Source organism: Butyrivibrio sp. ob235 (assembly GCF_900109475.1).
Classification (GTDB): domain Bacteria; phylum Bacillota; class Clostridia; order Lachnospirales; family Lachnospiraceae; genus Butyrivibrio.
In genome coordinates this window covers 84,350-103,885 of record NZ_FOBE01000007.1, presented here as the reverse complement: position 1 = coordinate 103,885, position 19,536 = coordinate 84,350, and the positions used below count along the sequence as shown (strand labels likewise).

Annotated in this window: 14 protein-coding genes; 13 read left to right on the top strand and 1 reads right to left on the bottom strand. The window is 41.0% G+C overall.

Annotation, left to right across the window (positions count from 1 at the left end):
- Nucleotides 1-145 precede the first annotated feature (145 nt).
- The 10 genes from BMW61_RS07705 to BMW61_RS07660 all read left to right on the top strand — a co-directional run bounded on the left by BMW61_RS07705 (nt 146) and on the right by BMW61_RS07660 (nt 14,745).
- Nucleotides 146-664 carry a hypothetical protein gene (locus tag BMW61_RS07705; RefSeq protein WP_091820764.1) on the top strand — a complete coding sequence of 173 codons (519 nt, stop codon included), beginning with the start codon at nt 146-148 and terminating at the stop codon, nt 662-664.
- 442 nt (nt 665-1,106) lie between these two features.
- A complete protein-coding gene (locus tag BMW61_RS07700) occupies nt 1,107-2,948 on the top strand; it encodes a YARHG domain-containing protein (protein ID WP_091820762.1) in 1,842 nt (613 codons plus the stop codon).
- A 481-nt stretch (nt 2,949-3,429) separates the two neighbouring features.
- Complete coding sequence (locus BMW61_RS07695) at nt 3,430-5,523, top strand: hypothetical protein (protein WP_091820760.1); 2,094 nt, start codon at nt 3,430-3,432, stop codon at nt 5,521-5,523.
- A 177-nt stretch (nt 5,524-5,700) separates the two neighbouring features.
- Complete coding sequence (gene deoD / locus BMW61_RS07690) at nt 5,701-6,411, top strand: purine-nucleoside phosphorylase (RefSeq protein WP_091820758.1); 711 nt, start codon at nt 5,701-5,703, stop codon at nt 6,409-6,411.
- A gap of 16 nt (nt 6,412-6,427) precedes the next feature.
- A complete protein-coding gene (locus tag BMW61_RS07685) occupies nt 6,428-7,555 on the top strand; it encodes a BMP family lipoprotein (RefSeq protein ID WP_091820756.1) in 1,128 nt (375 codons plus the stop codon).
- Between the two features lie 11 nt (nt 7,556-7,566).
- Entirely contained in the window at nt 7,567-9,180 is a 1,614-nt protein-coding gene (locus BMW61_RS07680; protein WP_091820754.1) for a Y-family DNA polymerase, read from the top strand.
- 90 nt (nt 9,181-9,270) lie between these two features.
- Complete coding sequence (locus BMW61_RS07675) at nt 9,271-10,842, top strand: KAP family P-loop NTPase fold protein (protein WP_049946110.1); 1,572 nt, start codon at nt 9,271-9,273, stop codon at nt 10,840-10,842.
- A gap of 9 nt (nt 10,843-10,851) precedes the next feature.
- Nucleotides 10,852-12,417: a hypothetical protein gene (locus BMW61_RS07670; protein WP_022762093.1), complete on the top strand. Its 1,566-nt coding sequence runs from the start codon at nt 10,852-10,854 to the stop codon at nt 12,415-12,417.
- A 40-nt stretch (nt 12,418-12,457) separates the two neighbouring features.
- Entirely contained in the window at nt 12,458-14,269 is a 1,812-nt protein-coding gene (locus BMW61_RS07665; RefSeq protein WP_091820752.1) for a hypothetical protein, read from the top strand.
- 14 nt (nt 14,270-14,283) lie between these two features.
- A complete protein-coding gene (locus BMW61_RS07660; protein ID WP_022763261.1) occupies nt 14,284-14,745 on the top strand; it encodes a hypothetical protein in 462 nt (153 codons plus the stop codon).
- A gap of 145 nt (nt 14,746-14,890) precedes the next feature.
- Here BMW61_RS07660 and BMW61_RS07655 read toward each other — a convergent pair whose 3' ends face one another.
- Complete coding sequence (locus BMW61_RS07655; RefSeq protein ID WP_242876657.1) at nt 14,891-15,232, bottom strand: YolD-like family protein; 342 nt, start codon at nt 15,230-15,232, stop codon at nt 14,891-14,893.
- A gap of 444 nt (nt 15,233-15,676) precedes the next feature.
- On the opposite strand from BMW61_RS07655, the gene BMW61_RS07650 reads away from it, so the two are divergent.
- Genes BMW61_RS07650 through BMW61_RS07640 form a run of 3 tightly spaced genes read left to right on the top strand, consistent with a single transcriptional unit; the run spans nt 15,677 to nt 19,531 of the window.
- Nucleotides 15,677-16,123: a Crp/Fnr family transcriptional regulator gene (locus tag BMW61_RS07650; protein ID WP_022763259.1), complete on the top strand. Its 447-nt coding sequence runs from the start codon at nt 15,677-15,679 to the stop codon at nt 16,121-16,123.
- A gap of 11 nt (nt 16,124-16,134) precedes the next feature.
- Nucleotides 16,135-18,375 carry an MFS transporter gene (locus BMW61_RS07645; RefSeq protein ID WP_091820747.1) on the top strand — a complete coding sequence of 747 codons (2,241 nt, stop codon included), beginning with the start codon at nt 16,135-16,137 and terminating at the stop codon, nt 18,373-18,375.
- Nucleotides 18,359-19,531: a type 1 periplasmic-binding domain-containing protein gene (locus BMW61_RS07640; RefSeq protein WP_091820745.1), complete on the top strand. Its 1,173-nt coding sequence runs from the start codon at nt 18,359-18,361 to the stop codon at nt 19,529-19,531. Before BMW61_RS07645 ends, BMW61_RS07640 begins: the two co-directional genes overlap by 17 nt.
- Nucleotides 19,532-19,536 lie beyond the last annotated feature (5 nt).

Genomic DNA, 19,536 nt, shown 5'->3' with positions numbered 1-19,536 from the left:
TGAAGTGAATAAAAAGATAAAAAATACGGGGGAGTCCATATATAGATTCCTCCGTATTTTCAAAAGAAGGTTTATATAGAATCGATTCCACTTTTTTTATATGATTAAATATAGTTGCATGGGACTTGTTATGAGGGGAGCCATAATGAAATTTATGAAATTATTTGTCGCAGTTTCTATAACTTTACTTATGCTTTTTTCGCTTATAGGATGCGGGAGCAAGAAAACAATCTCTCATGATGAAATGCTGAAATTGCAGAAAGAAAGCTACACCGTGGTGCTGGATAGCGAAGAAGATCCGGAATTAACGAACTTTGTCTTTTCTGCCGGTGGTGGGATGGCTGCTGTGCCGAATAGCTACAAGATTCAAGTGGTAAAGCTGGCTGACGGATATTACTTCTCGAATGATTGGGAGAAATATTACAAGGCGAGTGATGCTGAGGTCAAGCTTTTTCTCAATATTCTGGATAAGTACAATATCTATAAGATCAAAGAAATTAAGAGTGATGACTTCGTACTGGATGGCATGGATTTCTATTTGGAATACTGGCTGTCAGACGGAACCAGGGTCACCGACAGCGGACAATTCGACAATATTCCTTATGGGTATCCTTTCCTGGAAGAACTTGATGATCTTGTAGATATGGGATTTAAGGTGAAGTGATAGGTTACGGAAGTCTTGTTTATTATCTTGGAATCAGCAGAAAATCGGAAATTACCTACTTATGGCGGTAGTGAAGAATAAGAAATGTATTATGATTAATAAGGGAAACAACAAAAGAAGTAGTGTTGCTTGAATTTATTGTAAGGAAAAATGAGCAATACAATAAATGGAGCAGCTATGGATATATTTGTTGTAAGGGAAAAGGCACCTGTACAATAAATCCGTAAAGAATAGTTAGATTTGTTGTTGCGACTATTTTTGTAAACAACAAACCGGCTGATAGCAGCTCAATTTATTGCATAGAGAATTCTAAGGTGCAACAAACCGGCTGATACCAACACAATTTATTGTTTAGAGAATTCTTAGGTACAACAAATCCAGAAATGATAAGAAGATTTGTTGCACTATGAAAATATACTAATACTGCTCACATGGAGGGAATATGAAAAATCATTATATAAAGGCATTTTCATTAACACTTGCGGCAGTGATTGCGTTGAATATGACTGCTTGCGGAAAAGCGGGTGACGACAAGGCTTCAAACACGCAGGATGAGAATAGCAGTACTCAGGAAACAGCTCAAGAAGACAGTGCTGTTTCCGAAGGCAAGGATGACACAGATAAAGATAATGCAGATGCGCAAGCTGATGCGGATTCCCAAAGCGAAGATGTCGCAGACGCTCAGAACGAAGCTGATACAAATTCCCAAGAGGAGACCAATGCAGAATCCGAGAATAACAGCGATGATTCATTGTCCACACTTGATTCTGCTAAAAACGATGCCGGAACAGATGCGATTTCTATAGCAGCTTACGAAGAAGTTTACGCGCCTGTTCTCGATGCCTATCGTGACATTCTGAAAAACGGCTACGACTACGAAGGTCCGCTTTCCGACTATATTGCGATGGGAATGCTGGAAGACGTGAATTATGTTGAAAAAGATATCATGAATGATACCGTCGGTTATCTGATAAAAGACCTCAGCGGTGATGGCGTGCCGGAGCTTGTGGTTGGAAGAAACAGACAAAAAGATTTTATAGGACCCGGGAATGAAGGAATTGTCTATTGCTGCTATACCTGCAAGGATAATAAGCCTGTTTTAGTCTTTGATGGCTTTAATCGAAGCTGCTATTACTGGGCAGGCGACGGAAAGTTCAGCTATCTGGGTTCAGGCGGCATTATGTACCAGTACTTTGGGTTATGCCATCTAAGCGATGATGGCACAAAGGAAGTATGGGAGGATTTCTATTTTTCAGAAGATAATCATGACGGAACCGCCTCCTATTACCATAATACATTAGGAACGGATGATGTGGATAAATCAGAAAAACTGGACATCACCGATATGGATTTTTCAAATGAGGAAGACAGTTTGGTAAAGGAAGAGCTTCCACTTACACTTTTCAAAGACAGTGGCGATGGCGTGGAGGCAGATAGTGGGGAGCTCACGAAGGTATTTAAGAACAATATGTCAGCGGCCGAGCTTAGGGTAATTGAGAAAAAGCTGAACAGTATCGGTTACTATGGTTTCCTGCTAAGGTCTTTCACGGATCCTCACTACATTGACTGGAATGAAGTGTTCTATACAGGCGCCGGATTTGATCAGCACGGAGCTACGAAGGAGGTCAGGGATGCATTTTTGAAGGCAACCGGTGATGATGAGATATACACTGATCTCACGGTTGTTTCCGGTAAGGACGTCAGGGATTATGTGAAGAAGACTACCGGCTTTGACTACGATGAGATGGTAAACGACCTCGACTGGGTTTATCTTGAGAAATATGATCTTTTCATTTCTGAGCATGGCGATACCAATATGGCCTTTGTCACAGTTAACGAAGGAATGCTGGAGGATGGTGAGTACACTATTATCTACACCAATTATGAAGGTGAGGAGTATGGTGTGACTTTCACCGAGGAAAATGGCACATATCGTTTTAAATCCAATCTTCCTGACTATATTGCAAAGAATCCGTCATACGAGCCGGATATTGATCAGAGTACGATCACAGAGGGACAGCTCATTCCCGACAGCGACCAGAGATACTTAACCGAGGATGACTTAAAGGGCTTCAGTGAGGAAGAACTCAGGATTGCAAGAAATGAGATTTACGCCCGCTGGGGAAGAAAGTTCAAAGATAAGAAGCTTCAGGAATACTTTGAGACAATGGAATGGTATTTCCCTATGACCGAGCCGGACGATTTTGATGAGAGCCTTTTGAACGTATATGAAAAGGAAAATCTGGACTTTATCAGTAAGTATGAGAAGAAGATTAAGAAGTAAGTTCGATTTCTTTTCTATGGAATGAAAGATTTGTGTGAAAGCACAGATGAGTAGATTGGCGGGAATCTGTGGAATAGAAGAATTGCGCTAAAACACAGATTCCTATCTAAAATAGTTGTTGATACAAGAGGTGTCTTGGCATGGCTAAGTATAGGCACCGCCAAGATATTAGGAGAATCACTTATATCTTGGTACGGGAAAACCATTTCATTACCAATATAAAGTTGAAACAAGAAAATCTTGGTACAGGGAAGTTGTTCCATTACCAAGATAAAGGCGAAACGTGAAAAATCTTGGTATAGGAAAACATTTTTATTACCAAGATATAGTTAAAACAAGAAAAATCTTGGTACAGGAGGAAGATTTTGTTACCAAGATAAAGTCAAAACAAGAAATATCTTGGTTCATGAGAACTATTTCATTGCCAAGATAAGGTTGAAACATGATATATCTTGGCACAACATGATATGAGGGAGATAGCATGAAAAAGAAATCTTTGTTGTCACTACTATCGATAACAATAGTCACTTTATCACTTGCTACAACAGCATGCGGAAATAGTAATAATCCCGGTTCAGATAGCAATAGCAACGGTGGAGAAGTAGATTCCGCGCAGGCTGAGCAAGATGACGTGGCAAATGAAGAAAATACGAACGGGGCTCAAAAGGACAATACCAACGAAGCAAATAAGGACAAGGCCAGCGAAGATGTGGACAGCACCGGCAAAGCCGGCGATGGACAAGGTGACGACATCGAAGAAACAGGCACCGGAACAAACGATACAGAAAAGAACGACATCGATGAATCCACATCTTCCGACAAAGACGAGCCGGATTCAGACGGCCTGAAGGCACCGGTAGTGTCGCAGATTGAAATTGCAAAGATGACAGACACCTTCACTGCTAAGGTTGCCAAGGCAGTAGGCGTGTCGCCGGAAAAGGCATCCAAGTATTATCTTGTGGACGATTTCGATACCGATGGAAAAATCGAGGGCTTCTTTTATGTTGGTGATGGAGTCATGGATGAACTTGGCGCCTGTGAAGGAACCATCTGGTTTGTAAACGAGAACGAATGCAGACAGATTCATGATGAATTTGGCTTTGCAGCTGATAATGAAAATGTCTTTGGAATTATCGAAGGCGCTGATAAGAGATTTATTGCATTCAGCGATGTCTATGTGACAAGCAGGGTGACGAATCTCTACTATGTTGACGGGGATAAATTAAACGAGTCATCTGTTTCAAGAATGGGTTATGCAGAAGTGGATCAAAGCACAGGCGATCTGATAATAACCATCGATGCCTATGATAATTACTGTGATTATGAAAAGGGCTCAGACAAACCCATGTGGACAGGTCACACCTGGAAGCCGTATTACTATTATTACTCAAGAAGTGAAGGCGATTTCACCGAATACGAAGCAAGGTTTATAGATGAGGATACCTTGGATGAAAAGTACGGAATCAATGCGGAAAAAGAACTGAAGAGTCAGGGATATACACTGGATAGCATAATCGAAAGAGACAATGGCATAGTAAACATAAATTACTCAAAGACAACAGAGAATGTAGACGGTTCTAAATCAATTGAGTACAGAAACGCCACCTATGATTCCAGAACAAGCGAATACGACAATCCCTGGGACAATGAGAAGGCAGGATTTTTTGAATCGGATTACGGCGGAACCTTTAGCTGTTTCTTAGGCACTGCAGATAGCATAAAAGCCTACGCCGATTTTCTGGAAAATTACATGCAGCATCCGGTTATATCTACTATGTATGAAGAAGGTTTTGGGGAGGAAGACAGACCTGTAGACGCTAGCGATGTGGTTTTCGAACTCATCTATGTAAACGATGATGATATTCCGGACCTTGTGCTTGCAAATGGGGACTGTCCCTGGAATCCTGTGCACCTTTTCACAGTTGAAGAAGGAGAAGTGAAGCAGGTCGGAGAGTACTCAATGTACGGACTGATGTATTACTCACCAAAAACGGGAGAGATACTTCCAAATTATTATATACCGGCAGGAAATGCGGAAATAAACATATTTGGAAGTGACAAGACGAAACCTTATGACTTAGATAAGGATGCAACAAGGTTCCTGAAGTCTCCCGATATTCAGGGCATGAGGCTGAATGAGGTCAAGGATTTTGAGAGCACTTTGGCACATATGAAAAGCGCTGCCCCTACAGGTTTAACACCGGTTGGAGCACCGATAATTGACGACTCCTATTTAAAAGAAGGCGAAGTTACTTTTGAAGGAAAACACGCCGCAGCTATTCCCGGAATCTGGTATCTCTACTACGATGACGGCATTGCACCAACATGGATGGAATTCGATACGGTGGGAACCTTCACTGCACATGATGCGGATGGCTTTGTGGAGGCTACAGGCTACGTCGAATTCAGGGATAAGGATCCCATCTTGGAAGACGGCGAGATTTACAGACTCTTTTATTCCGACGGCACATTTTACAAGGACTTTGAATTTGCACCGGTTGATGATTTCGGATACATGATGGATTACGCTGGACAGCTTTATTACAAAGACCCCGATAACTGGCCCAAGGGATAAACACAATTATAAAAATATATGGATTACCTTAAGGAGATTCTGAAGGGTATATGATTTCAAGGGACTTTTGCCTGTTTGGGGCATGAGTCCCTTTTCATATTTTATACTTGTTTAAGATTATCCTGGGACGAAATATAGTAAAATGAAAGGAGATTTACTAATGAGGAGGCAGTAACTATGGCAACACCGCATATAGGCGCAGAACCAGGTGATTTCGCGAAGACAGTTCTAATGTCGGGAGACCCACTCAGGGCAAAATTCGTGGCGGAGAATTATCTTACGGATGTAAAGTGTGTAAATGAGATCAGAGGGATGCTTGGCTACACAGGAAAATATGAAGGCAAGGAAGTGTCCGTGATGGGGCATGGAATGGGAATCCCTTCAATTTGTATTTATACCTATGAACTCTACAATTTCTTTGATGTTGATAACATCATAAGAATCGGTACTGCGGGAGCACTGCAGGATAACATAAGAGCCCGAGATCTGATATTTGCGGTGGGAGCTCATTACGATTCCACATACGGACAACAATATGGACTGGTGGGGTGCTTTTGCCCTACAGCTTCCTACAGCATCTTAGAGAGAGCCGTGAACAAAGCTAGAGAAAGAGGCGTAAGATATCATGTAGGAAATGTCTTTTCGACTGACATTTTCTACTCGGACACTCTGGACAGGTATGCGCGCTACAGAGATTTTGGCACACTTGCAGCAGAAATGGAGACTTCAGGGCTTTACATGAATGCTGCTGATGCCGGGAAAAATGCGCTCTCTATTCTTTCCGTCTCGGATCATCTTTTTAGAAAGGATAATATAACTCCGGAGGAGAGGCAGACAACTCTCACGGATATGATTGAAATTGCACTTCAGACTGCTGTAGAGCTTTGAGAATAGGAGGCGCAAGATGAAAAAAATATTAGCAATGTTACTTACTCTATCACTTTTAATCAGCGTGACTGCCTGCGGCGCATCTTCGAAGAGCAAGGGCGGCGATAGCGGAGATTACAAGATAGCGATGATCACTACCTCCGGTGACATCACGGACATGTCCTTTAACCAGACGACCTATGAGGCATCAAAAGAGTTTGCGGAGGAAAGAGGTGTGGATTTCCAGTACTACAAACCCACCGAGGACACTGATGATGCCAGAATTGCTGCTATTGATAATGCGGTAGCTGATGGCTTTAATGTAATAGTAGTGCCCGGGTATCTGTTTGCAGAAGTCCTTGCAAACTGGGCCGGCAGTAACGAAGATGTTCATGTTATCGTGGTTGACTGCAGTCAGGGCGATTTCGAAAGCGCAGGAGTCTACGAGCTTCCTCAGAACACCTGCTCTCTGACATATAACGAAGGGCTCGCGGGATATATGGCGGGCTATGCTGTAGTTAAGGAAGGATACAAAAAGCTTGGATTTCTCGGTGGAATGGCAGTTCCTGCGGTTATCAGATTCGGTTACGGTTTCATCCAGGGCGCCGACGATGCGGCAAAGGAACTTGGAAATACCTCGGAAGTTGAAGTAAACTATGTATACGGAGGGCAGTTCTTCGGCGATGAGTCGATTACCGCAGTTATGGATACCTGGTACCAGAATGGCACAGAGATAGTATTTTCTTGCGGCGGCGGAATTTTCACATCAGCAGGAGAAGCTGCAAAGAAGGCAGGCGGCAAGATCATAGGTGTTGATGTCGATCAGTCTGTATCTCTGGACGGTCTTTACGGAGACGGAATCTGTGTGACTTCTGCCATGAAGGGAATTGCTCCGTCAATAAAGGCAGCGCTTACAGATCTGTTCGACGGAAACTGGGACAACTACGCAGGCAAAATTATGAGTATGGGAATTGTTTCGGGCGATGACCCTGAAGCAAATTATGTACAGCTTCCGATGGATACCTGGTCCATGAAAAACTTTACCATTGATGACTACAAGGCACTTGTTTCATCAATGTATGAGGGAAATGTTAATATTTCAAATGACATCGAAGCGATGCCGACTACTGAAATAAAAATTAAGGTATTTGACAATATACACTGATACTTAAGTCTATGTCTCAAAAAGAAAAACAAAAAGCATATATCGCTATAGATCTGAAGTCTTTTTATGCTTCTGTCGAATGCCATGATATAGGCAGAAATCCGCTGACTACAAATCTCGTAGTTGCGGACAGAAGCAGAACTTCAAAAACAATTTGTCTGGCTGTTTCTCCCGCTCTCAAAAAATATGGGATCCCCGGGAGGGCCAGACTTTTTGAGGTTGAGCAGAAGGTTAAGGAGATAAATGCGAAGAGGCTGATGAACGCTCCGGGAAGAACTTTTACCGGAGAATCTGATGATGACAACGCGCTTTCTTCAAATCCATCTCTTAAGCTGGATTTCATTGCCGCCGTGCCGAGGATGGCAAGATACATGGAGATAAGCACTGAGATCTATAAAATCTACCTGAAGTATATTTCTCCTGAGGATATACATGTCTACTCGATTGACGAGGTTTTCATAGATGCCACGGGCTACCTTGGAACCTATAACAGAACTCCGAAGGAGCTTGCAATGGACATGATAAAGGATGTCCAGGAGGCCACCGGAATTACGGCAACAGCCGGAATTGGCACGAATCTCTACCTTGCAAAGGTGGCGATGGATATTGTCGCCAAGCATGTTGAACCCGATGAAAACGGAGTCCGAATTGCGCAGCTGGATGAGATGAGCTATAGGGAAAAACTGTGGAATCATACTCCTCTCACTGACTTTTGGAGAGTCGGAAGAGGCTACGTGAAAAAACTCTCCGAGGTCGGACTTTATACGATGGGAGATATCGCAAGATGCAGTCTCGGAAAGGACATGGAATTTCATAATGAAGAGCTTCTTTACAAGCTTTTCGGAATTAACGCGGAGCTCCTCATTGATCATGCATGGGGATACGAGCCCTGTACGATGGAGATGATAAAGGCCTACAAGCCCGAGAACAACAGCCTAAGTCAGGGACAGGTTCTGCATTGTCCCTATGATTTTGATAAGGCACGCATAATTGTAAGGGAAATGGCGGATGCCCTTGCCATGCAGCTTTTGGAGGAGAAAAAGGTCACCGACCAGATAGTTCTGACCATAGGTTATGACATGGAAAGTCTTAAGCTTCCCGGAATAGCTAAGAAATACAAGGGGAAAATCAAGAAGGACTATTATGGAAGAGAGGTTCCGGAGCATGCGCACGGAAGTTGTAACCTTGACGAATTCACGGCCCTCTCCGGACATATCATAGATGCAGCATTAAAGATTTATGATGAAAAAGTGGCTCCCGAACTTTTGATAAGAAGAGTGACAATCGTCGCATCGCATGTACTTGATGAAACCGCTTCACAAAAGATGGCAGAGGAATCTTACGAACAGCTTTCACTTTTTGATGTTATGAATCCGCAAAAAGCTGATGCCCGGCAGCAGGGCAGAGACGGTGAAAATGAGCAGACTAAGTCCGACGAAAAGCAGCTTGCCAAGTCCGATGAGAAGCAGCTTGCCAAGTCCGATGAGAAGCAGCTTGCCCTTCAGAAGGCAACTCTTGAGATTCAGAAGAAATTCGGGAAAAACGCCATAGTAAAAGGCACTTCGCTTCAGGAAGGTGCCACCGGATTGGAGAGAGGAAAGCAAATCGGCGGGCATAAGGCATGAAGGTATGTAAGATTGCTATTCAGATGTGTTTAAGATTATCTAAGTTGTGAGACAGAAACAATAATTGTTGATTTTTCAAGGAGCTAGACGATGAAAAAAAGTAATATTGGTTTTACTGATGTGGCATCTGTAGAGGATTTGTTTGATATTGGCCAATATACTAAAGGGCTTACCGAGTTTATATCCGCATGCCGTACGCCAATGACAATTTCTATACAGGGGGCATGGGGGACAGGGAAAACTACAGTGATGAATATTGTTAGGGATTCCTTAAAACAGTGCGATGATATACAAATGATTTGGTTTAACACCTGGCAATTTTCTCAGTTCCATATGGATGATGAGCTGGCGTTGTCATTTTTGGAGTATTTATGCTCAGAGCTCGAGTTGTCTGAATCTGATAAAGATGAGATATCACGACTTACACAAGGTTTTAGGAAAGTTACATCTGCATCAAAGGAAATATTACTGTCTATAGTGGACTCTCAGCTTGGGGGAAGAATTGCGGATAATTTGGAACGGGGACTTAGCGGCGGTGAGAAGAACTTTAATCCGATAGAAGCAATGCGCAATATGCGTGAACGTTTCGAAAGTTATATACAGGAAACGCTGATAAAGAGAGAAAAAAGTCGGATTGTGATTTTTATTGATGATTTAGATCGGCTTGAACCTCGTAGAGCAGTAGAACTTCTTGAGGTTTTGAAATTATTTTTGGATTGTCCAAATTGCGTTTTTATTCTGGCTATTGATTATGATGTCGTTGTTAGTGGAGTGGAAGCTAAGTATGGATTTGATGATGAAGATAAAGGAAAAAACTTTTTTGATAAAATAATACAGGTACCATTTAGACTCCCTGTAGCAAATTATAATATAACTCGTTACGTGAAAAACTGTTTGGAGGAGATAGGAATACAAAGTGATGATAATGAGCTATCAAATTGTGAAAATTTGATTGAATGTTCTATTGGTGCAAATCCAAGGGCAATAAAGCGACTGTTTAATGCATATCTGCTTCTTCGGTACATAACACCAAAATCACTTTGGGATAATACAGCTACACGGAATCTTCTTTTTGCAACACTATGCCTGCAGTATGCTGATGAGAATTTGTATAATATTATTATAAGACAAATATCAGGATTGGAGATGAACGATATACGAGCGCTGGCAACTGAGGAAATAGTACCAGATGTTTTTTCTGAGTTTATTGATGAAGAGGAATTAAAACAATGGAGACCATTCTTTCAAGTATTTGTTTCATTGATAGACGGAAGTGCAGGTAATGATGAAGAGCGAATAAAATTATTACATGAGACTACAGCACTTTCTACAGTTACTGCATCAGGAGAAAAGGATTCCAAAATGCAAGGTGAGAAAGTGCTTGATCATAACATGGAAAAAGTAAAAGTTTTAGGTGCTACTGATGTAAAATATAAGATATGTGTATTAGGAACGAATTTTAATATTGGACTTGGACAGTATGTGAAAGTGGAATACAACGGAAAAATTTATAATGCTAAAATGCACAATTCTATAAAAGGAAGAGTAGATAGGCTTGGAGCTTTGTTTAGTGATAATGATTTACATGAAGGTGATCGCATACATGTGTTTTACGATTATGCCGAAGGTCATTTGTTGTTTGAAAAAATAACTGAGGAATAAGGGGGAAATATGAAAGCTATAAAAAAGTTGGGACATACAGATGTTCAATATAAAATTATGACATTTGGAAAGGATTTTGATATAGGAGCGGGTACATCGGTTACGGTACAATATGAGCACAACCAGTATCAGGCGAAAATGCATTCTAAAGCAAAAGGAAGAATTGATGGACTTGCAAAACTATATCAGTATTCCAATTTTAGTGAAGGCGATGTTATTTCAGCAGAGTGGGATGAGAATACTAGGCTGATTATAATAACGAAATGTGGGAATGAATATGATGGCGATATTGTATCAGAAGGATCTCTTGATAATGTAGATTTAGACAATAATTATCAATATGATAGTTTGGAAAAAGCTAAATCAGAATTTGATTACGGGTGGAGGTTGCAAGAAGACCAGGATGCAATTCATAAACGCGAGTTGGAAGATATTTTTACAGACCTTGATTCCGTACCGGCTCATAAAGAGTTTTATTTTAATTCTGGGCACGAGGACTTTGTAGGGAGAATGCAAGTAAACAGAGATTGGATTTTGTATTGGGATCCATACAAAAATATGCTGCAATTTATGACAGAAACTGGAAATTTTCTGGTTAAGGAAAAGCTGCCGGATTGCAATAATTATTCATTTCTGCTTGGATTTAATAATGAAGGAGTTTGGTTCGCTGAATATGGCACAGGTTATACATGGGATGATAGTGAATGGATTAATCGTATAGTATGTTGCGATATAGTAAATAAAAAAGTAAAGGCATATAAGATTAATCAAAAGAAAGGTGTTCTGTTACTCAAGAATATTTACATATATGGAGATGAACTTTTCTATTTCTGCAGGGAATCAGAGACCATAGAAACAGCGTATAGAGTCAATGAAGGAGGAGAGCATAAAATTCTATCTCTGGCGCTCCATGAAGATGACAGTTCACATATATGCAGGGTTGTTTGTGGCCAGGATAAATATGCAGTAGTAATGAACACGGATTTCTATGACAAGGCCCAGGGGGTGCAAATATCATCTGTCTGTCGGATTTATCAAAAATCGTCAGGAGTCATGGAGGACGAAATAAAATCCGTGTCTCGTATAAAGACAATTGATTTTAATCGTAAATGCGCTATAACAGAGCTTTCTGTAATTGATAACATTAATTGTTCTTTTGCAATCCCTGTGTCACCGCCGCAAGGAATGGAGTGGTGGGTGTTAAAACCTTTGTACAACAATCCTGGACTTGAACGAATTGCAACATTTAAGCAAAGTGGAAAGCCAGCTGTTTTCCCTGTTTCAGAATGTAGTAGCCAGTTATTATATTTCGACTTTGAAAACTGTTATGTTGCTCCGCACTATTCAAAACTATGCAGATATGCACGAAATGGTAAAGAGTACTGTCTGTCTGGTGGAGGACATGGTGTCACTGAGTCAATTCTGGTTTCTTCAAAATATGTTTATTGTGATTATGATGCAAATGGTGTATCACAGTTACCTAGAAATTTTGACGATTTTGAAGGGCTGGCAAGAACTAATCCTCAAGCGACATTGATATTAAAGGAGCGCGTTGGAATAGATAAATGGAATTAGTGTCGATTGTATATCAATTTATTAGAAAAAGAACAAAATTATGAGAAAAAGAAAAATTATACTGTTATTAATAAGCGCTAATTTAGTATTTTTGATGGCGTGTTCAAATCGATATACAACTATTGATACAGAAAACACGATTGTGGATGAAAAGAATAATAATGAGGATATGTCTACGGTGGAAGAAACAGTATTAGAGGCTAAGAAAGATCCAGATTCTGAGCTCGTGGTTGCTGATAATGCTGATTCTTCTGACAATAATAACCTTGATAAACAGCAACTTCTAAGTGATGAAAGCATGGCAGCATACGAGAGATTTCTACATTTGGAAGAAGAGTTATATTTTGATAATTACGCGATGGATGGACTTGTTGCTGGTCAGGGGTATGTCTTCCGGGATGTTATAAAGGCTATTTCTGAGAATGGTGGATTTGAAGAACACAATTATCATGACTTTCAATATGCCTATATAGATTGTGGAAATGATGGTATTCCAGAGCTACTTATATCATTTTCTGATTCAACTGAAATGTCAGAATATGAGGGTGATACGGATTGTGCAATTGTTATCAAATATATTGATGGCAAACTTCAGTTTTGCACTGAGGAAATATGGCATTACAGAAATGCTGGGGCGATAAACAAATATGGAATTAGTTTTGGATCTATGACGGCATATGCCGGCTGTGGAATGGATACGGATTGCGTCGGTGTGGATAAAGATGGAAAGCGTTGCGATCTTTTCTATACAGATGAGTGTTATGCAGAGGCAATACCTTCGACCTATTGTGGTGGAGATAATGGTATTGATCTATCTTCAATGAGTGATAAGTGGAATGAATGGGGAGACAAGGTTTATTTGTACTCAACTACATTTTCATTTGGTCAGGATGATGGTAAAACCATCTATTCATATGAAATTTTTGATAGTGGCATTGACTCGCTTACTGTTGAGCAGATACTTACAGAAGGAGGTATGCCCTGGATTCCAAAGCAGGAATATGATTCTGAGGTAAAAAAATATATTGAAGAATTTGGGCTAAGCGTAGATGAATTTTATGCCGGAGAACCTGAATTTTCGCCTTTGGAAGCATTTAATGAAGCAGCTAAGAACTTTAATGAAGAGGATACTGCTAAGAGTGATAATACTTACAATCTAATCCTTAATGATGTTGTGGCAGATTCAAACTTAAATTCTGAAACAGCTCGCATGTTTTCAGCTTTTTTACATGGAGAGATTACGGCTGAAAATGGTGGAGAACAGATAAGTATTTATGAACTTTTGGCAGAAGATATAAGAAAGTATTTAAATAATCAAGGGGGAATTGAACAACAGGATGATAACTCTATAGAAATCCCATCAGATTTTGGATGCTTCTATTGCATGATGGAGCATGATGGTAAAAGCATTTTATACATTTTGAATCAATGTGCAACGACAGAAGGAACTTTATATCAGGTATTTTGTGAGGATGATAAAGTAGTATTTAAAACATTTATGGGGCTTTCGTGGTGTGATGATGTAAGCATCTATGAAAGCGGGATTCTTACTGTGTATCATGGTCAGCATTCACCTGCATGCGAATTTTACATGATGGCAGCAGAACCATTACATGATGTCTGGCAACCTGAAGTAGATGGGGAAAAAGCTAAACTGCTTATTGTATCACCCAAAGAATGGGTAACGGATGATGATATGGTCGAATATGAAGAGATGGCAGACCGTGTTATTGTGCTTGATGGATTGGATGCAAATGAGTGGTCGGATACTGAAAAAAGTGTTTTAGGGGATTCCTGGAACCAGAAACCATTGCTATGGAACGAACTTATTACAGGAACTGATATAAGCTAAAGGAGTGATAATGTATGGCGAGAGGAAGAGGGAATTATGATGGGACTCATTATAAGGTTTGTCCATGTGCCAAGATGACTTCATATGGCAAGGGTGGTGGATGGACTCAATATGAAGCGTGGTGCTATAGCCCCAAAAGACCTCAAACTAACGGAGGAACTACTGGATATCATATGCCTACTAATACGGAGGAGGCTGCAAGATGTGGAGGAAGAGTGCTCAAAGGATACGGAAGGTATACGCAGTGTCCATATTATGTCAGAGGACATAAAGCACCGGGTGGTGTTGATGTAAATGTACGAAGCAATTCCAATGGTACAGATTTATGGACGAAAGTCATAGCAGCAGTCGTATGCTTTTTGCTTTCGTCATCAGCCTTAAATAGTGGCGTGCAATATTCAGCGATTTTTGCACTGATATTCTTTGCACTGGGTGTATTGAGCATTGTGTCTATTTTTAGGAAAAAGAAAAAGTAGCTATGCTTTAGCATATGTAGGAAGAAGGATTACCAGATTTCTCATTGTTAAAATACAAAATAGATTAGGATTGATATAGGAAACCTGCATTTGTGGTCACAAAATGCGACCGCAATTATAATATTTTGGGGAAGAACAAAGAGTCTTACTCAATAGATATAATATCCTCTATCAGAATTACGGACTTATCATCCAGTACGAGACACCTTTTGAAGGTATCGATTTTTCCAATATTAACCTGTTTCGTGACATATTCCCCACCATCTTTTAATCCATCGGGAACAAAATATGTCACAGTCGCAGATAATGTATCACCGGGCTCATGGGAATTAATCATTTCCGTGAGCTTTTCATTTAGTTCTGACTGTTTTTCTTCAGTCAGCTCGATCTTCTCGCGGGTAAATCTTCCCGCTTCTGACACCTCGTCATCATAACCCACAAGAGCAGCAAAGGGCATGAACTGTGCAGCCCTGTTTTGGAGGGGCATAGGGGGATGTTTCTTCGAGATCGGTTTTTCATGATTAATTATTTCTGCGTACTTATCCATATCTAATAGTATAACGAGACTCTTTAACCGGTACAATGTCAGATTCTATCATTTATACACTGTTTTACATGAGAATATTTTTATACTTATTTTAGATAATCATTGTATGGAAAATGGTAAAATTAATGGATAAAAGTAATAAAAAGTAAATATAAGTGGATTTTTTCGGTTTTGGTACCCATGATTTGAGAAAATAGGGGTACCAAACTGGCAAAAATGAGCGCTCATTTACAATAGGTAATGAAAAAGCAGGAAAATCCGCCCCAAAAGGGTACCAAAAGTGCTATTTTGCTTCTGTATTTACTTTTTCAGCATTCTGCCCGGCAAAGAAAACATTCTGCCTGGTGCAGAAACCATTTGCCCCGGCGCAGAAAGGGAAAGCTAGTGGATAACAATAGCATCTTAACTTTTCATCCCGACGAAATAATCCTTCGTGAGGGAGAAGACAGCAAGGACATGTTCAAGATACTAAAAGGGAATGCCGAGGTGTATCTGGCACATGGCACGGAGAATGAGACACTTCTTGGACTCCTTGGGAAAGGTGCCTGCTTTGGGGAATTCGGACTGCTGCTTCACGAGAAGTCTCCGTATACGGTAATTGCCTATTCGGACATCATCATATACAGAGTGACAGAGGATAAGATAGATGAGTTCATCCGTGAAAACCATGTGAATATCCTGCAGATGATGAAGAGCATGGCGAGCACGATGATGCTGATGCAGAGCCATATAAATCAGCTCAGCACGGAACTGGATGAAAAAAACAAAGTCAATAAACGCATAGTCGGAAAAAATAAGGAAATGCTAAAGCGGTATATCTATAACAGATAAGGACAGACATTATGAAGATAAAGAGAAATCGCGTAATTCTTACAATGATTCTCCTGGGTGTCGTAATGACGCTTTTTTCCGCTGCCCTGAATACCATGTCATACCGCAAATTGCAGGCTGACACTGTGGTTCATTCCGGAGTCCTTAATACGACAAGTGCCGTGAGGAAGATGAACTATGCGCTGAGCTTTGGAAAACCGATCAATAAGTTCTATGGTCTTACGGACATCATGGAGGGCATAGCCGCGTTGTCTGCAGACATTATCGGTGTGGAGGTCACTGACAGCAAAAGGGAGAGAGTAGAGGCAATCGGTGACATTGATGAGCCGGTAAGAAGAACTACTCCGGATGAGGAATACGTTATCAGGTCTGATGGTTTGTACGCTTTTGTGGATTTCGATGGCGGTGAGATGATTCTTAAGTTTGATAAGGAATCAGTAGAAGCTGCTACGAGAGAATATCTGGAATACATAGCAAGGGTAAGCTTAGCTGTCATGCTTACAGTAATCATAGCGGCTTTCGCCTCCTGTTTCATCCTGGGAGGAGAGGAACTTACCGTAAAGCGGATGCGCATTACGGCTATCGTAATACTTGTTGCATCCCAGTGTCTGCTTGGCACATTTTCGATGATGAAGGTGAGTTCTGCTTTCGATACTTCCCTGGATAAGATAGCGATAATGACAGCGCGCTCGGTGGAAAATGATATAAACGAGGTCATCAACAAGGGAGTGGATTATGATGAATTCACAGGACTTGAGGAATACCTTGAGGACCTGTCACTGAACATTCCGGAAATATCAAGTATGGAGATAATGACGGAAGCCGGGAGTGATGGCGACGAGAATAAATGTATAAATATTGATGTTCAGAACAAGGATGGAATTAACCTTAATTGTAATTACAGCATTGATTATATAAACAGAAAAAAAATTAACAATGCCATAGATATTATCATATTGATTCTTATAGCAATCTTTATGAGTTTGGAGACAATAAAGTTCCTTACCAATCACATCGAATACAGGGACAACCGCCGGGAAAAAGAGCTCTATATCCCGGGCTTTCGTCTGTTTGTCTTTGCCGAGGGAATTGCCTTTGCACTGGACAGCGGCTTTTTCTCGGTGTTCAGTAATAAAATGTTTGATGCGATGAATCTGCCCGAGTCCATGTCCTTTTTAGGCGGAATGCCCAATACCATGTTCTCGGTTGCGGTGCTAATCGGCCTGTTTGGCTGCGGCACTCTGATAAACAGATTCGGTATGAAGAAGACGCTGATTGCCGGAATAGTAGCCGGAATCCTCGGATATATATTGTGCGCCTTTTCACCTAATCTGCCTTTCCTTATCGTATCCAGATTTATATTCGGTTTTTGCGACGGCATAATTGTAAATGCCATAAGGCTCTATGCGGCATCCCAGAAAAATCAGGAGATGCATAACAGACTTCTTGTGGAATACATGGCGGCAATTAATCTCGGTGTATGCTGCGGTGTGGTAATAGGCGGACTTATAGCGGATGTGGCATCCTATGCAGTTGTATTCCTGGTAGGTGCGGCTATCGGATGTCTGTGTCTGTTTCTTATATTCATCGCCCATTTCCCTGAAAAGCAGGAAAACGAGAAAGGAATTTCATTTTTCGAAGCTGTAAAGGAACTCAGAATCCCCCAGGTCAGCATATTCATGATCTTTGTAGTTATTCCTTTGTACATGGCTTCGCTGTTTGTGGAGTATACATTCCCGCTGTTCGGAGATGAGATGAATTTCTCCAATTCAATGGTGGCGGGACTCCTGATGGTCAATTTCATGATAATTGCATACCTTACAGATCCGATTTCGGAATGGGTTACGAAAAGGATGCGCACAAGGCCGGCGATGTTTCTTTATATGCTGTTTCAGACCCTGAGCATTGGTCTTTTTGTATTAACATCAAGTATCTGGGCTGCGATACTGGCTATCATTTTTACAAGTCTGTGGGACTGCTTCGGTATGGTTGTAATCGATTCGGGACTGGATCATGTCGAGGGAACCGTCACGGAGCAGAGTACACTTCTTCAGATGGTGTTTGGTAAGATCGCGATAGGAATAGGACCTATTGCAATAACCTCGCGTCTTAACAAAGGCGCTGCTAATGCTACCGGAATTATCGTGGTAGCTCTGGTAATCGGCCTGGTAGTTTACGGAGCGGCAATACTCTATTTTAAAAGCAAGGATAATAGAGCGAAGGAGGTGGCAGATAATGAAAACAAGAAATAAACTGACTGCAACTATCTGCATTATTTGTATTTTGATCATCTCCTCCCTTACTAAGGTGTGCGAAGCGAATGCTTCGGAAAATGTAACTCCCGGCACACCCATCAGATTCGGATATGTTGAGAGCGAGGAATACGGATCATTTACCCAGCTCCTTTTGGATATAGCCCTTGAATTCACCGCTGAAGGAAGCGTTGATGAATCTTTTGCCGGGAAGTATAAGGACGTAAACTTTGAAGAAAAATTATCATCGGGTGATACATTAAAATTATGGAACGATATCTGCGATGCCGGTGTTGCCGGGGCAAAATATGTATTTGTAAGAGATGCATTTTTCAATCTTGATGATATGAATGAAGAGGATTATAAGAGCGTCACAAACCGCGATGATGTAGATATTATTCTGTCGATGGGAACAGCGTCGGGTGTTTATCTTAAAAATAACGAGAAAAAGAATAAGTTCATAAATATGTATGCGGCAGATCCCATTGAGTCGGGCATTGTAAAAAGCGAGACGGAGCGGTTCGATGACAGGTCATTTGCGCTTATGGATACCACGCCTTATATCAGACAGTTGGATGCCGGCTACAAATTCATTGGGTTTAAAAAGCTTGGAGTTGTATATGAGGATTCCCGGGATGCATATATCTATTCAGGAATCCCGACGATAGAAGCAAAGGCAAAGGAATACGGCTTCGAGGTTGTATATGAAAATGTGGATGAGCCTGTTACGGATGATGATTATGAAAGATATTATGAGGAATTAAAACAGGCCTACAGGAAGCTCGCTGATAAAGGCATAGACTGTCTGCTTGTTACGATATCCTCCATTGAGTACGAGGAAAAAATGCAGGAGCTTCTTGATGACTGTATTATTCCGAAAAAGATTAAAACCATGGCTCAGGATGAGCTTATGCCTGTTGTCAACGGTGTCCTTTTCGGAATTACCATGACTGATTGCAGTGAGTCGGCAAATCATGTGGTACAGCAGATTCGAAGATATGCCGAGGAGGGGGTACCCTTTGATCAATTGGATATGGTATGTGAAACTACGCCGAAGATAGGAGTGAACTATACAACGGCGCAGAAAGTAGATTTTGACATTTCATTTAGCAACCTTCAGCTGGTGGACTATATCTACAGAGATGATAAAAAGTGATGGGG

Coding starts and splice junctions, on each gene's coding strand:
- BMW61_RS07640 (WP_091820745.1), top strand. CDS start 18,359: ATGAAAACAAGAAATAAACTGACTGCAACTATCTGCATTATTTGTATT.
- BMW61_RS07705 (WP_091820764.1), top strand. CDS start 146: ATGAAATTTATGAAATTATTTGTCGCAGTTTCTATAACTTTACTTATG.
- BMW61_RS07670 (WP_022762093.1), top strand. CDS start 10,852: ATGAAAGCTATAAAAAAGTTGGGACATACAGATGTTCAATATAAAATT.
- BMW61_RS07685 (WP_091820756.1), top strand. CDS start 6,428: ATGAAAAAAATATTAGCAATGTTACTTACTCTATCACTTTTAATCAGC.
- BMW61_RS07665 (WP_091820752.1), top strand. CDS start 12,458: ATGAGAAAAAGAAAAATTATACTGTTATTAATAAGCGCTAATTTAGTA.
- BMW61_RS07700 (WP_091820762.1), top strand. CDS start 1,107: ATGAAAAATCATTATATAAAGGCATTTTCATTAACACTTGCGGCAGTG.
- BMW61_RS07660 (WP_022763261.1), top strand. CDS start 14,284: ATGGCGAGAGGAAGAGGGAATTATGATGGGACTCATTATAAGGTTTGT.
- BMW61_RS07645 (WP_091820747.1), top strand. CDS start 16,135: ATGAAGATAAAGAGAAATCGCGTAATTCTTACAATGATTCTCCTGGGT.
- deoD (WP_091820758.1), top strand. CDS start 5,701: ATGGCAACACCGCATATAGGCGCAGAACCAGGTGATTTCGCGAAGACA.
- BMW61_RS07655 (WP_242876657.1), bottom strand. CDS start 15,232: ATGCCCCTCCAAAACAGGGCTGCACAGTTCATGCCCTTTGCTGCTCTT.
- BMW61_RS07675 (WP_049946110.1), top strand. CDS start 9,271: ATGAAAAAAAGTAATATTGGTTTTACTGATGTGGCATCTGTAGAGGAT.
- BMW61_RS07680 (WP_091820754.1), top strand. CDS start 7,567: ATGTCTCAAAAAGAAAAACAAAAAGCATATATCGCTATAGATCTGAAG.
- BMW61_RS07695 (WP_091820760.1), top strand. CDS start 3,430: ATGAAAAAGAAATCTTTGTTGTCACTACTATCGATAACAATAGTCACT.